General features: G+C 46.7%; 10 protein-coding genes. 4 read left to right on the top strand and 6 right to left on the bottom strand.

Going from position 1 to position 15,195, the window contains the following annotated elements:
- Positions 1 to 4 precede the first annotated feature (4 nt).
- The 3 genes from ubiE to VC159_RS01600 are packed head-to-tail and all read right to left on the bottom strand — an operon-like array spanning position 5 to position 4,985.
- On the bottom strand, positions 5 to 748 hold the full coding sequence (gene ubiE, locus VC159_RS01610) for a bifunctional demethylmenaquinone methyltransferase/2-methoxy-6-polyprenyl-1,4-benzoquinol methylase UbiE (RefSeq protein ID WP_323472501.1): 744 nt from the start codon (positions 746 to 748) through the stop codon (positions 5 to 7).
- Positions 748 to 1,146, bottom strand: a complete 399-nt coding sequence (locus VC159_RS01605) for a gamma-butyrobetaine hydroxylase-like domain-containing protein (RefSeq protein WP_216265689.1) — start codon at positions 1,144 to 1,146, stop codon at positions 748 to 750. Before VC159_RS01605 ends, ubiE begins: the two co-directional genes overlap by 1 nt.
- Positions 1,146 to 4,985: an FAD/FMN-binding oxidoreductase gene (locus VC159_RS01600; protein ID WP_323472500.1), complete on the bottom strand. Its 3,840-nt coding sequence runs from the start codon at positions 4,983 to 4,985 to the stop codon at positions 1,146 to 1,148. Before VC159_RS01600 ends, VC159_RS01605 begins: the two co-directional genes overlap by 1 nt.
- A 134-nt stretch (positions 4,986 to 5,119) precedes the next feature.
- Here VC159_RS01600 and ilvA point away from each other — a divergent pair, with 134 nt between their 5' ends.
- The 3 genes from ilvA to queF are packed head-to-tail and all read left to right on the top strand — an operon-like array spanning position 5,120 to position 8,428.
- Positions 5,120 to 6,640 carry a threonine ammonia-lyase, biosynthetic gene (ilvA, locus tag VC159_RS01595; RefSeq protein WP_323472499.1) on the top strand — a complete coding sequence of 507 codons (1,521 nt, stop codon included), beginning with the start codon at positions 5,120 to 5,122 and terminating at the stop codon, positions 6,638 to 6,640.
- A 12-nt stretch (positions 6,641 to 6,652) separates the two neighbouring features.
- The gene (locus tag VC159_RS01590) at positions 6,653 to 7,561 is read left to right on the top strand and encodes a 5'-nucleotidase (RefSeq protein ID WP_216152472.1); all 909 of its coding nucleotides are present in this window, start codon (positions 6,653 to 6,655) and stop codon (positions 7,559 to 7,561) included.
- Between the two features lie 39 nt (positions 7,562 to 7,600).
- Positions 7,601 to 8,428, top strand: coding sequence for an NADPH-dependent 7-cyano-7-deazaguanine reductase QueF (queF, locus tag VC159_RS01585; RefSeq protein WP_323472498.1), 828 nt, complete (start codon positions 7,601 to 7,603; stop codon positions 8,426 to 8,428).
- 103 nt (positions 8,429 to 8,531) lie between these two features.
- Here the strand turns inward: queF and ssb are convergent, their stop codons facing one another.
- Both ssb and VC159_RS01575 read right to left on the bottom strand, forming a co-directional pair.
- On the bottom strand, positions 8,532 to 8,987 hold the full coding sequence (gene ssb / locus VC159_RS01580; protein ID WP_215321062.1) for a single-stranded DNA-binding protein: 456 nt from the start codon (positions 8,985 to 8,987) through the stop codon (positions 8,532 to 8,534).
- A gap of 81 nt (positions 8,988 to 9,068) precedes the next feature.
- Positions 9,069 to 10,253 (bottom strand): MFS transporter, encoded by a 1,185-nt coding sequence (locus VC159_RS01575; protein WP_323472497.1) that lies wholly within the window; start codon positions 10,251 to 10,253, stop codon positions 9,069 to 9,071.
- 37 nt (positions 10,254 to 10,290) lie between these two features.
- Here VC159_RS01575 and uvrA point away from each other — a divergent pair, with 37 nt between their 5' ends.
- On the top strand, positions 10,291 to 13,188 hold the full coding sequence (gene uvrA, locus VC159_RS01570; RefSeq protein ID WP_323472496.1) for an excinuclease ABC subunit UvrA: 2,898 nt from the start codon (positions 10,291 to 10,293) through the stop codon (positions 13,186 to 13,188).
- A 14-nt stretch (positions 13,189 to 13,202) separates the two neighbouring features.
- On the opposite strand, the gene VC159_RS01565 is transcribed toward uvrA, so the two are convergent.
- Positions 13,203 to 15,185, bottom strand: coding sequence for a monovalent cation:proton antiporter-2 (CPA2) family protein (locus VC159_RS01565; protein WP_323472495.1), 1,983 nt, complete (start codon positions 15,183 to 15,185; stop codon positions 13,203 to 13,205).
- Between the last annotated feature and the right edge of the window lie 10 nt (positions 15,186 to 15,195).

Genomic DNA, 15,195 nt, shown 5'->3' with positions numbered 1-15,195 from the left:
ACTGTTAGTATTTAATACCAATATGTAAGGCAACGATACCCCCAGTCATCCTGTGGGTTTCCACTTCATCAAAACCAACCCCCAGCATCATTTCTTTGAGGGTTTCTGCATCAGGATGCATACGAATAGATTCTGCTAGATAGCGATAGCTTTCCGAGTCTTGCGCAATCTTTTCGCCCAACCAAGGCAAAACCTTAAATGAATAAGCGTCATAAACGGGTTGCAAAAAGGCATCAGGCTTGGAGAATTCCAACACCAAAACGCGGCCACCGGGTTTGATCACGCGACACATTTCACCTAAAGCGATCTCTTTATGCGTCATGTTACGCAAGCCAAAAGCAACAGTCACCACGTCAAAATGATTATTCGGAAAAGGAATTTTTTCGGCATCAAACTGCACACAAGGCAAAGCCATACCGCGATCCAATAGACGATCACGCCCAACGCCCAACATAGAAGCGTTGATATCACTTAACCAAACTTGAGCATCTGGGTTGCGCCCCCAATCAGCAGCTTTTGCAAAAGCTGCGGCGAGATCGCCAGTACCGCCCGCAATATCCAAGATCTTTTGACCAGGACGAACATTTGCGCGAGCAATCGTCACTTTTTTCCAAACACGATGCAGCCCGAATGACATCAAGTCATTCATCACATCGTACTTGCTAGCTACCGAATGAAATACCTCAGCAACCTTGCCGGCTTTTTCAGCCTCATCAACACTTTGATACCCGAAGTGCGTTTTACTCATTAGTGACTTCCACAAGAATGGCCAGATGCACTACCTGCTTGCGTCATCGGTGTATCGCGGTCTAAGCCAGCAGCGGCCAATTTATCTAAATGTTCTTTCCATAACTGCTCCTGGTTCTCGCACAGAAACAATAAATAATCCCATGTAAACAAGCCAGAGTCGTGCCCATCAGAAAAGCTGGGTTTGAGTGCATAGTGCCCAACAGGTTCAATGTTGGCAATCAAAACATCACGCTTGCCCGTCTGCAATGTTTCCTGCCCAGGACCGTGGCCTTGGACTTCAGCGGAAGGAGATAAAACCCTTAACAACTCAAAAGGCAAACGATAGGTATTGCTGTTCTCATATGAGAGCTCCAATACCTTGGACTGTTGATGCACAACGATATTGCTTGGAATCATTAAACGAGGACCCTCTCAATGCCACCTTGGTTAGCCTTAGCTACATAGTCCTGCATCCAGTCTTTACCAAGCAGCTTCTGAGCCATTTCAACAACGATGTAATCGGCTGTAGTGTCGCTATCTGCATCAAAACGTGTCAGGCCTTGTAAGCATGATGGGCAGCTGGTTAATACTTTGACTTCGCCAGTGAAATCATCTTTGCGCAATTCAGTCGCAGCTTTTTCCATCTCAATCTGTTTACGGAAACGCACTTGAGTAGAAATGTCAGGGCGCGTGACAGCCAATGTGCCAGACTCACCGCAGCAACGATCATTCTTTGCAATTGCTTTACCGTCTTCGAGTTGAATTAACTCATTCACAGTCTTCAAAGGGTCCTGTAACTTCATTGGGGAGTGGCAAGGATCGTGATACATATACTTCACGCCCGTTACGCCAGAAAGCTTAACGCCCTTCTCTGCCAAGAATTCATGGATATCAATAATGCGACAGCCAGGGAAAATCTGTTCGAACTGGTAGCCCGCTAACTGGTCATAACAAGTGCCACAAGAAACAACAACCGTCTTGATATCTAAGTAATTCAGAGTATTGGCGACTCGATGGAATAACACACGGTTATCCGTGATCATCTTCTCTGCTTTATCAAAGTCGCCATTACCACGCTGTGGGTAGCCGCAACAGAGATAGCCTGGTGGCAGAACAGTTTGAACGCCAACATTCCACAACATCGCTTGAGTAGCTAGACCAACTTGAGAGAACAAACGCTCAGATCCACAGCCTGGGAAGTAAAACACTGCCTCAGTGTCTGCAGAAGTTGTCTTAGGATCACGAATAATTGGAACGTAGTTCGCATCCTCAATATCCAACAAAGCACGCGCTGTTTTCTTAGGAAGATTGCCAGGCATCTTCTTATTTACAAAGAAAATCACCTGCTCCTTGACGCTTGGCTTTCCTACTGTTGCAGGCGGATGGGCAGTTTGTTGTTTTGCAAACTTACGCAAGACATCATTGCCCAAGCGTTGCAACTTATAACCCCAACCAATCATCGTCTTGCGAGCGAGATTAATCGATTCTGGGCTAGTGGCATTCAAGAAGAACATGGATGCTGCTGTGCCAGGATTAAAGCGCTGCTGCCCCATCTTGCGCAAGAGATTACGCATGTTCATGGTCACATCACCAAAGTCGATATTGACCGGGCATGGAGTTAAGCACTTATGGCAAACCGTGCAATGCGCTGCGACATCATCAAACATTTCCCAATGACGAATCGAAACACCACGTCGAGTTTGCTCTTCATATAGGAAGGCCTCAATCAATAACGAGGTTGCGAGGATTTTATCGCGCGGGCTGTAAAGCAAGTTGGCACGCGGCACATGGGTTGAGCAAACAGGCTTGCATTTACCGCAACGTAAACAATCTTTTACGCTATCGGCAATCGCACCAATATCGCTTTGCTGCATGATGATCGACTCATGGCCCATCAGACCAAAGCTTGGCGTGTATGCCATGCTCAGGTCAGCATATGGCATCAACTTGCCTTTATTAAAGCGGCCCTCTGGGTCAACGCGATTCTTATAGCTGCGGAAATCTTTGAGCTCAGCTTCAGTTAAATACTCTAATTTAGTAATACCAATACCATGCTCACCAGAAATCACACCGTCTAGTGAGCGGGCTAATTTCATGATTCGATCTACGGCGCGATGCGCATCTTGCAACATCTCGTAGTCATCCGAATTCACCGGGATATTGGTATGAACGTTGCCATCTCCAGCATGCATGTGTAAGGCGACGAATACACGCTTACGCAACACGTTTTTGTGAATTGCTTCTAGCTCCGCCAGAATCGGCTCAAACGCTAAACCGCCAAAGATGATGCGCAATTCAGAGCGCACCTCCTCTTTCCAAGAGGCGCGCAGACTGTAATCCTGTAGGCGCGGGAAATAAGAGTCCATTTCAATGAGCCATTCAGCCCAACGTCCACGCACCTTGGCAATCAGCTCTAAAGCTTGCTGAACACGATCACCCAAGATTTCTGCTGTCGGAATTTCATACTCAGCGTCACTCTTATCTAGCGGTAATGCACTCTTTTTCAAGAAAGTCTCAAGACCATCAAGTACTTGCAACTTATTCTTGAGAGAGAGCTCAATATTGATGCGATCAATACCGTCGGTGTACTCGCCCATACGCGGCAAAGGAATCACGACGTCTTCATTGATCTTAAAAGCATTGGTATGACGGGCAATCGCCGCTGTGCGGGCACGATCGAGCCAGAATTTCTTACGGGCTTCAGCGCTGACTGCAACAAAGCCTTCGCCAACGCGTAAGTTCGCCATTCGCACTACTTCACTAGTAGCTGCAGCAACAGCCTCTTCATCATCGCCAGCAATGTCGCCAATCAACACCATCTTTGGTAGGCTATTGCGCTTCGATTTAGTTGAATAACCCACTGCTCTTAAATAGCGATCGTCCAAGTGCTCAAGACCGGCCAAGATTGGGCCGCCTTGTTTACTTAAGCCGTCTAAGTAAGCTTTGATCTCAACAATACTTGGAATAGCTTCACGCGCTTGACCAAAGAACTCTAAGCAAACTGTGCGCATGAATTTAGGCATGCGATGCAATACCCAAGTTGCGCTAGTAATCAAACCATCGCAACCTTCTTTTTGCACGCCAGGCAAACCTGATAAAAATTTATCAGTAACATCCTTACCTAAACCTTCTTTGCGGAAACGTCTGCCTTCAACCTCTAATATTTCTGTTTTCAGAATGCGCTGACCAGGCTCACTATTTCCATCAGACCAAGTCAGCTGAAAACGGACAGTTGCCACATCATGGATCTTGCCCATATTGTGTTCAAGACGCTCGACATCCAGCCAATTGCCTTGCGGATCAACCATACGCCAGCTCGCAAGGTTGTCTAAAGCAGTTCCCCAAAGAACCGCCTTCTTACCACCAGCATTCATGGCAATGTTGCCGCCAATACAGCTTGCATCGGCAGAAGTAGGATCAACAGCAAACACAAGCCCAGCATGCTCTGCAGCATCTGATACGCGACGGGTCACAACACCTGCGCCAGTAAAGATGGTAGATGCTTCGCGATCTAACCCTGGTAGTTTTTTAGCTTTTACGCCCCCAATATCTTGCAACTTCTCAGTGTTAATCACTGCAGACATTGCATACAGCGGAATAGCGCCACCGGTATAACCAGTACCACCTCCACGAGGAATGATGGTCAGACCTAATTCAATACAAGCTTTAACTAAACCAGGAATTTCAGATTCGTAATCCGGCTTGAGAACAACGAGTGGAAACTCAACACGCCAGTCTGTTGCATCAGTAACGTGAGCAGCACGAGAAACACCATCAAAACAAATATTGTCTGCAGCGGTGTGGCGGCCTAACTCTTTACGAGCACGCTTACGAATCACTTCAACTTCTTTAAATCCGTTTTCGAAATTTTCGATTGCGCGATAAGCGGCACTTAATAGAATTTCTACTTGGTCAGCAGAATCGCCACTATTGCGCTTCTTCACTTCGCCCAAGCGATGCCAGAGTGCATCGATTAATTGTTTACGGCGATTGGGACTATCCAACAAATCATCTTGTAAGAAAGGGTTGCGCTGAACTACCCAAATATCACCCAGAATTTCAAACAGCATGCGAGCGGAACGACCTGTACGGCGAACGCCACGCAAGTTGTTGAGAACACGCCATGACTCCTCGCCCAATAGGCGAATCACAATCTCTCGATCAGAAAAGGAGGTGTAGTTGTAGGGAATTTCGCGAAGACGGGGGGAGACCGCCTCAGCATCCAACAACTGGTTCAAAGCTAATGGTGCGTTCATAGCGACATATTTGATAAATAAGCATTTTAATTGAGTGAACCTGATAGTGGCAGGATTCCGAGAAAGTTGCTCCCCAAAGTAATAAACCCTTGCAAATCTAAGGGCTTAGGAGCCATCCGTGGTACGCTCATTGGATGGCAACGAACTATTTAAAGAAAATTTTATCGGCTCGCGTCTATGACGTAGCCAGAGAAACCGAACTTCAGCTCGCCCCAGAACTGACTAAGCGTTTGGGCAACCAGGTCTTACTTAAAAGAGAAGATAACCAGCCGGTTTTCTCCTTCAAACTCCGTGGCGCCTATAACAAAATGGCCCATTTACCCCTTGAAGCCTTAAAACGCGGGGTTATTGCGGCTTCCGCAGGCAATCATGCCCAGGGTGTAGCCCTTTCGGCAGCCAAAATGAAGTGCAAAGCGGTCATCGTGATGCCGGTCACGACCCCTAGCGTCAAAATTGACGCAGTCAAGGCCAGAGGCGGATCTTGGGTAGAGGTCATTCTTCATGGTGAATCCTACAGCGACGCCTTTAAACATTCTGAGATTCTCGGCAAAAAACGGGGTTTAACTTTTGTTCATCCTTTTGATGATCCGGACGTTATCGCAGGTCAGGGAACGATCGCTCACGAAATTTTTACTCAATATGAAAAACCGATCGATGCGGTATTTGTTGCTATTGGCGGCGGCGGTTTAATTTCTGGCATTGGTGAGTACATCAAAGCCGTTAGCCCCAAAACAAAAGTGATCGGCGTTCAAGCTTCTGACTCCGATGCCATGAATCAGTCGCTCAAAGCAAATAAACGCATTGAAATGAAAGACGTCGGCTTGTTTTCTGATGGCACTGCTGTGAAATTGGTTGGCAAAGAAACATTTCGTATTTGCAAAAAAGTAGTAGACGAAATCGTAACCGTCGACACAGATGAAATCTGTGCAGCCATTAACGATGTATTTACCGATACGCGTAGCATTCTTGAGCCTGCTGGCGCACTTGCCATTGCGGGCATGAAGAAGTATGTCGAGAAAAAACGTATCAAGAAGAAAACCCTAGTGGCTGTGGCTTGCGGGGCGAATATGAACTTTAGCCGTCTCCGCTTTGTCGCTGAACGAGCAGACGTTGGTGAGTTCCGCGAAGCCGTGTTTGCAGTCACTATTCCGGAAGAACGTGGCTCCTTTAAACGCTTCTGCGAATTACTCGGCAAACGTAATGTCACTGAATTTAACTATCGTATTGGCGATCAAAGTGAAGCACATATTTTTGTTGGCATCAGCACACAAAAAGCAGGTGACAGTGAGGCTATTGCAAAGCATTTCCGCAAAGCAAAGTTCGCAACGATTGATCTCACGCATGATGAGTTAGCAAAATCGCATTTACGTCATATGGTTGGCGGGCATTCTGCACTGGCTAAAGATGAATTGCTTTACCGTTTTGAGTTCCCAGAGCGTCCAGGCGCTTTGATGAAGTTTTTAACCAGCATGGCCCCTAACTGGAATATCAGTTTGTTCCACTATCGTAATCATGGTGCTGACTATGGCCGTATTCTGATTGGTATTCAGGTGCCTCAGAATGAGCAGAAGAAATTCCAAAGCTTCTTGGCAACCTTAGGTTATCCACACTGGGATGAGACCAATAATCCTGCCTATCGCCTATTCCTAAAATAAGCCCAATCTCAAATGTCATACACACTCACCGGAAAACTCGTCGTCGCGATCTCTTCGCGCGCCCTGTTTGATTTCGAGGAAGAAAATCGCATCTTCGAATCAACCGATGACAGCGCCTATATGAAATTACAGTTGGAGCGCCTGAGTGAGGCCGCTCAAAAAGGGGTGGCATTCCCTTTGGTAAAGAAACTCCTCGCTTTTAATGATGAGGGTGAGCAGCGTGTCGAAGTAGTCATTCTTTCTCGCAACGATCCAGTCAGCGGTTTGCGCGTATTTCGCTCTGCCGAACATCATGGCTTGCATCTTGAGCGTGGCGTATTTACAAGGGGTAGACCTCCGTACCATTACTTGCGCTCTCTACATGCCAATCTCTTCTTATCTGCAAATGAAGATGATGTGCGAGCAACCATTGATGCAGGCTTTCCTGCCGCTCGCGTATATCCAGAGTCCAGCAAAACCGCTGAGTCTCACCCTAATGAAATCCGCATCGCATTTGACGGAGACGCAGTTCTTTTCTCCGATGAAGCCGAACAAGTCTTTCAAAAAAAAGGTCTTGAAGCTTTTGTGGATCACGAAAGCAAGAAGGTTGATATTCCCTTGCCTCCTGGCCCATTCAAGCCCTTGCTAGAGGCCTTACATAGGCTACAACGCTCCACCAGTGAAAACGGTATGCGCATTCGGACGGCATTAGTGACAGCACGCTCTGCACCCGCTCATGAACGTGCTATTCGCACGCTGATGGCATGGGGTATTGATGTGGATGAAGCAATGTTCTTAGGCGGCCTCTCTAAGAGCGAATTTTTACGAGAATTTGAACCAGATTTTTTCTTTGATGATCAAACCGGTCATTGCCAATCAGCAGCTTCTGTAGCCCCAACTGGACATGTTGTATCCGGCGTATCGAATAAGCCAAAAAACTAAAAACATAACGAGTCAAAACGAAAAGAAACAAAGTCATTCATGGCAACAATCCCACTCGGACAATCAACTCAATACCCAGATCAATATGATCCGAGTGTGTTGTTTCCCATCCCAAGATCTGAGAACAGAAAAAAGCTTGGCCTCAAAAAAGATCAGGCATTGCCATTTGTAGGTGTTGATATTTGGAATGCTTTTGAACTAAGCTGGCTTAATCCAAAAGGTAAACCGCAGATTGCCTTAGCTGAGTTTCAGATTCCCGCAGACTCACCAAACATGATTGAGTCCAAGTCATTCAAGCTGTATCTCAACAGTCTTAACAGCGCACGCTTTGAGGATGAAAATGAAGTTAAAGAGCGGCTTATTGCAGATCTCTCAGTAGTTGCTGGCAGCAAGGTCACCACCCGCATCAACCCAACAGAAGCAGTCTCCAAAAAAGGGATGCAAGAAATGGGTGGCATTTTGATGGATAGATTAGATATTGAAGTAGATCCAAACCTACCCGCAGACCCAGGCCTACTTGGCGTCAATGAATCCTTTGGCCCAATAGAGCAGTGTCTTGTCTCGCACCTTCTTAAGTCTAATTGCCCAGTGACCGGTCAACCAGACTGGGCGAGCGTGCAAATTCGTTACCAAGGCAGGCCGATCCTTGAAGAGGGTTTATTACGCTACCTCATTGGCTTTAGACAGTTAGGCGAATTCCATGAGCATTGCGTGGAAACCATCTTTACCGATATCAAACGTCAGTGCAAACCGGAGAAGCTATCCGTATATGCACGCTACACACGACGCGGCGGCTTAGATATCAACCCTTTCCGCACAGATCACAATTCACCCTGGCCAGATAACATTCGGCACGCAAGACAGTAGATTTATTGAAATGCAGGCAAATAAAAACCCCTTGTAGGAAATCCTAGAAGGGGTTTTTGCTATTTAACTCACCAGCTTATGACTAGGGAGTTTTTAGTAATACTTAAAACGGAATATCGTCGTCCATTGCACCTAATGATGCAGCGTTTGATGCTGCTGGAGCAGACTGCTCAGCCGGCTTTGAGCGGCTATAGCTCTCGCCACCATCACCACTTCCACCTACTGGCTTGCCACCAAGCATTTGCATTGTTTCTGCAACAATCTCTGTGGAATACTTTTCTTGGCCACTAGCGTCAGTCCATTTGCGTGTTCGCAAACGACCCTCAACATAAACCTGTGAACCTTTTTTGAGGTACTGACCAGCGATTTCTGCAAGTTTGCCAAAGAATGCAACACGGTGCCATTCTGTGGTTTCTTTCATTTCGTTAGTTTGTTTGTCTTTGTAGCGATCAGATGTTGCTACTGAGATGTTTGTAACTGCGTCGCCACTTGGCATATAACGCGTCTCTGGATCACGTCCTACGTTACCTACGATGATGACCTTATTTACCGAAGCCATGTTGTCTCCCGAAGAAAAATACTACTGTTATTACTGCTAAAAAATAAACTGCTCGCTTTAATTGAATCAATAAAGCTGCGGTTATGTCGTTGTGCTTACATCCTTGGAGCCTGTTGCTCTCGTTGGCATTTCACCCATCGACCAAGCAATTATAAGCCAGCAAACGAGGAGTGCTGCACCCATGGCAAAGACCGATAAATCACCGTGGCTATCCATCAAATAGCCCCCAATGACCGCCCCTGAAAACAAGCCAATGGATTGCGTAGTGTTGTAAACACCTAATGCGGTCCCTTTAGATTCTTTAGCAAAACGAGACACCAAAGAAGGTTGTAAGGCTTCGAGCAGATTAAAGCCTACAAAATAAACCAGTAATGCAGCTGCAATCGTCATGACTGAATTGGCTTGCGTAAAAATCAATTCTGCAACCAGCAATAAAACAATCGCGACTAACAAAATGGTTCTTAACTTCTGCTTCTTTTCACCGTAAATAATTGCGGGTGCCATGAAGACAAAAGACAGCAGCACGACAGGAAGATAAATTTCCCAGTGTGCAGAAAGTGGTAATCCCGCTTGCACTAACAATCTAGGAACCACCAAGAACATCGCGACTTGAGTTGCATGCAATACAAACACACCAAGATTCAAACGCATCAACTCTGGACGAAAGAAAACTTCTTTCAATGAAGCCTGCTGAACTTTCGCTTCAGACTTACTCGTTGGCAAAACATAATAAGTAACGAACATGGCAATCACGCCCAATGCCGCCAGAACGATAAAAATTCCACTAAGACTAATTGCGCGATAAATCGGTGCAGCAATGACTAAGGACAGCGCAAATGAAAGGGCAATACTGCCGCCCACCAATGCCATTGCTCTAGTGCGAACTTGCTCGCGAGTCAAATCAGCTACCCAGGCAGAAATCGCTGCTGAGACGGCGCCGGCGCCCATGACTCCCCTGCCAATCGCAATCCAAAGCAAATCATCTTTGGCAGCACAAATTAAAGCTCCAGCCACAAACAGGGATAGACCCCATAAAACAACGGGTTTACGGCCAATTCGGTCCGATAAACGACCTAAAGGGATGTAAAAACAGGCCTGCACAATATTGAAGATTCCAAGAGTCAAACCGACCCAGAGGGCATGCTCACCACCCGGCAATCCCCGTGCATGAATGCTAAAGATCGGCAATAGCAAGAAAAGGCCCAGCATACGGAGACCAAAGATGCCTGCTAAGGCCAGAGTGGAGCGGAGTTCAGAAGGATTCATGGGAAAGAGCTATATTAACAAGTTACGCTAAAAAATCATGAATAACGAAATCAAGATCCGCGGTGCCCGCACCCACAACCTCAAAAACATCAATCTAGACATCCCTAGAGAGAAACTCGTCGTCCTTACTGGCCTATCTGGCTCAGGCAAAAGCTCATTGGCTTTTGACACGCTGTATGCAGAAGGCCAACGCCGCTACGTAGAATCTCTCTCAGCTTATGCCCGTCAGTTTTTGCAACTCATGGAAAAGCCAGATGTCGATACGATTGAAGGGCTTTCTCCAGCGATCTCGATTGAACAAAAAGCAACTAGCCATAATCCGCGATCAACCGTGGGTACCGTTACTGAAATTCATGATTACTTGCGGTTGTTATTTGCACGCGCAGGCACGCCCCATTGCCCAGACCATGATCTGCCTTTAGAAGCGCAGAGCGTTTCTCAAATGGTAGACACCGTACTCTCGATGCCAGAGGATACGAAGTTGATGATTTTGGCTCCCGTCGTGAGCGAACGTAAAGGTGAATTCGTTGATCTCTTTCAAGACCTGCAAGCACAAGGCTTTGTTCGATTCCGTGTACGCTCTGGTGGTGGCACAGCAAACGTAGCAAAAGCCGAGATTTTTGAAGTGGATCAATTACCAACTCTCAAAAAGAACGATAAGCACTCTATTGAAGTAGTAGTAGATCGCATTAAAGTGCGCCCCGATATTCAGCAACGTCTTGCAGAATCTTTTGAGACAGCCTTACGTTTGGCGGATGGCAAAGCCATGATCGTCGATATGGATACCGGCAAGGAAATGATTTTCTCAAGCAAGTTTGCTTGCCCAGTTTGCTCATACTCTTTGCAAGAATTAGAGCCTCGCCTCTTCTCATTTAATAACCCAATGGGCGCCTGTCCATCATGTGACGGCCTGGGTCACCAGTCTTTCTTTGATCCTAAGCGCATCGTTGCTCATCCTGATTTGTCACTCGCTTCTGGCGCTATTAAAGGCTGGGATCGTCGTAATCAGTTCTACTTCAAACTCCTTCAGACCCTGGCCAAACATGGTGGCTTTGATGTAGAGAAACCATTTGAGACGCTGAATAAGAAGCAACAAGATTTGATTCTTTTGGGCTCTGGTGATGTCACCATTCCTTTTGAGTACATCAACGAGCGCGGGAAGAACAGTATTCGTGAACATGCCTTCGAAGGCATTGTTGCCAACTTTGAAAGACGCTATCGCGAAACCGATTCCATGACAGTTCGCGAAGAACTATCGCGTTATCAGAATGTACAAACCTGCCCAGAATGTAACGGCAGCCGTTTACGTAAAGAAGCGCGCTTTGTCAAAGTGGGTGAGAAGAAACAATCTCGTGCGATATACGAGATCAGCGCCCTCCCTCTCAAAGAAGCCAAAGAATATTTTGAAACACTGGAACTCAAAGGCGCAAAACGAGAAATCGCTGACAAGATCGTCAAAGAGATTGGCGCACGTTTACGCTTCTTAAATGACGTAGGCCTAGACTACCTTTCACTAGAGCGTAGTGCCGACACTCTTTCTGGTGGAGAAGCCCAGCGTATTCGCCTGGCAAGTCAGATTGGCTCTGGCTTAACGGGGGTGATGTATGTGTTGGATGAACCTTCAATTGGCCTGCATCAACGCGATAACGATCGCCTGATTGGCACCCTGAAGCACCTGCGTGATTTAGGTAACAGTGTTTTAGTTGTTGAACATGATGAGGATATGATTCGCGCCTCTGACTGGGTGATTGATATCGGCCCTGGTGCTGGCGTTCATGGTGGTGAGGTGGTAGCACAAGGCACACCAGCAGAAGTTGAAGCAAACCCGAATTCCTTAACCGGTGCTTACCTTGCCGGCCGTGAAGCAATTGCGGTTCCAGAAAATCGTATTCCTGTAAATGATCGCTTTTTAGAAATCATTGGCGCGCGCGGCAATAACTTGCAATCTGTTCATGCAAAAATCCCCGTTGGTTTGTTAACTTGCGTTACTGGTGTATCAGGCTCCGGCAAATCCACCTTAATTAATGACACCCTGCATCATGCTGTTGCTCAACACCTCTATGGTTCTAATGCAGAGCCTGCTGCGCACGATGCGATAAAGGGTTTAGAGCATTTCGATAAAGTCATTAGCGTTGACCAATCCCCGATTGGTAGAACACCGCGCTCTAACCCAGCTACCTACACAGGACTATTTACCCCGATTAGAGAGCTCTTTGCTGGTGTTCCTGCCTCACGCGAGCGTGGCTATGAAGCGGGTCGCTTCTCCTTTAACGTTAAGGGTGGTCGCTGTGATTCTTGTGAAGGCGATGGCGTACTCAAGGTAGAGATGCACTTCCTGCCAGATGTCTATGTTCCTTGTGACGTTTGTCATGGGAAGCGTTACAACCGTGAAACTTTAGACATTCGCTACAAGGGTAAGAATATTCATGAAGTACTGTCGATGACTATCGAACAGGCCCATGAGTTCTTTGAAGCGGTGCCCGTTGTTAAGCGCAAACTCAAAACATTACTGGACGTAGGCCTTGGCTACGTGAAGCTTGGGCAAAGCGCAACCACCTTATCCGGCGGCGAAGCGCAACGCGTAAAACTCTCTCTTGAACTCTCTAAGCGTGACACCGGTAGAACCCTATATATTTTGGATGAGCCAACTACTGGTTTGCATTTCCATGACATTCAGCTTCTGCTAACGGTAATTCAGACACTCAAGAAACAAGGTAATACGATTGTCATCATTGAGCACAACCTTGATGTCATTAAGACTGCGGATTGGATTATTGACTTAGGGCCTAAAGGTGGCGCTGGGGGCGGACAAATCATTGCTACTGGCACACCAGAAGATGTAGCTAAAAATGAATTGAGTTTTACTGGTCACTACTTAGCGCCATTATTAACTCGCAAAGCGCCTACCCCTGTAGCCAGCAAAAAGAAAAAGTAATGCGCCAAAAGATCTCAGAGTAATTTAGCTTCAGCCAAATCGGTTGCTTCCGAATTGCCTGAGATCACCAAAATATCGTTGGCCTCAAGCTTGAGATCCGGAATGGGGTCCAACTTTACATAATCTGCGTTTCGGCCCTTACGACGCACTGCCTGAACATTGACGCCTTCCTTCTCTAACTCGAGCTCGCCTAGCGTTTTACCAATTGCTTTTGAATGGGGCAGCAGCGTAATGGCATGTAAACGCCAAGACTCATTGGAACCAAAGTCATCGTCCGCAGATCCACGGAAGTAGCCCCTCAGCAAGCTATAACGCTCTTCCCTTGCTGTTGTGATGCGTCGTACTACCTTACGCATTGGCACACCCATGATCAATAGAACATGGGAGGCGATCATTAAGCTGCCTTCAATTAACTCAGGGACAACTTCGGTAGCACCCGCTGCCTGCAACTTGGCGATATCTGCATCATCTCTGGTGCGCACCAATACCGTCATCCCTGGGCGCAAGTGTTCGACTTGACGCAACACTCGCATACTTGCTGCGGTATCGGCATAAGTAATCACAACTGCCTTTGCCCTTGAAAGGCCAGCGGCTACTAAATAGTTTTCACGACTAGCGTCGCCATAAACCACATTATCTCCAGCAGCCGCAGCCTCTTTAACGCGATCAGGATCTAAATCCAAGGCAATATATGGAATTTTTTCTTGATCAAGCATGCGGGCCAAACTTTGGCCTGAACGACCAAAGCCGCAAATGACCACATGGTTTTCATTACGAACACTCTTGGCGGCAACACGAGTTAATGCAAGCGATTGCAACAACCATTCATTGCTGGAGAAACGCATCGCAATGCGATCGCTATATTCAATGAGGAATGGTGCGCAGAACATGGAGATCAACATCGCTGCTAATACTGCTTGACTTAAGGTGGGGTCAATTAAATCTAGGCCATCAATTTGATTCAACAACACAAAGCCGAATTCACCCGCCTGAGCCAAGCACAGTCCGGTTCTAATCGAGATGCCAGGACTAGAGCCAAAGCCTCGTGATAGCAAAGCAATAAGGCCAAACTTGAAGATGAGTGGCCCAACCAGTAAAACCAAAACTAATAACCACTGCTCACGAATGACGTTGAAATCCAGCAACATGCCAATCGTCACAAAGAAGAGGCCAAGTAAAACGTCGCGAAACGGCTTGATATCCTCTTCCACTTGATGGCGATAAGGCGTCTCAGAAATCAACATGCCAGCTAAGAATGCGCCAAGTGCTAATGACAAACCAAAGTGCTCAGTAAGCGCTGCCATTCCCAAAACAATCAACAATAGATTGAGCATGAACAACTCTTGTGAGCGCAACTTGGCAACCAGCCTAAACCAATGACTCATCACACTTTGGCCAATGAAGAAAATCAATACCAAGGCAACAATAATTTTGATAGACGCTGCAGTTAACGCAACGAACAAATCGGAAGGATTTTTTCCAAGGGACGGCAAAAGGATTAATAGGAAAACAACCGCCAAATCCTGGAATAGCAAAATACCCACGACATTACGACCATGCTCTGTCTCTAATTCCGCGCGATCAGAAATCAGCTTAGTCACAATTGCGGTTGATGACATTGCCAGCGCACCACCTAAAGCGATCGCAGCATGCCAAGAGATGGGATAAATCCAATTCATTAGCAAACTGGCAGGGATTGCTAAAAGCATTGTCAGAATGACTTGACTGCCACCAAGGCCAAATACGATCGATCGCATTGCCCTTAATTTATGCAGGTTAAATTCCAAGCCAATCGAGAACATCAAGAAAACCACGCCAAATTCAGCCAAATACTTCACTGTGGCTGAATCATTCGCCAAGCCCAGGGCATTAGGCCCAATCAGCACGCCAATGGCCAAATAGCCCAAAATGGGGGGTAAGCCAAAATAGCGGAAAATAACCACTCCGGCCACACCCGAGGCCAGGAGAATGAGAGTTAATTGAAGGACTGACGGCATATACTTACTC

This window comes from Polynucleobacter sp. JS-JIR-II-c23, assembly GCF_035011225.1.
Taxonomy (GTDB): Bacteria; Pseudomonadota; Gammaproteobacteria; order Burkholderiales; family Burkholderiaceae; genus Polynucleobacter.
This window is presented reverse-complemented; position numbering and strand designations above follow the sequence as displayed.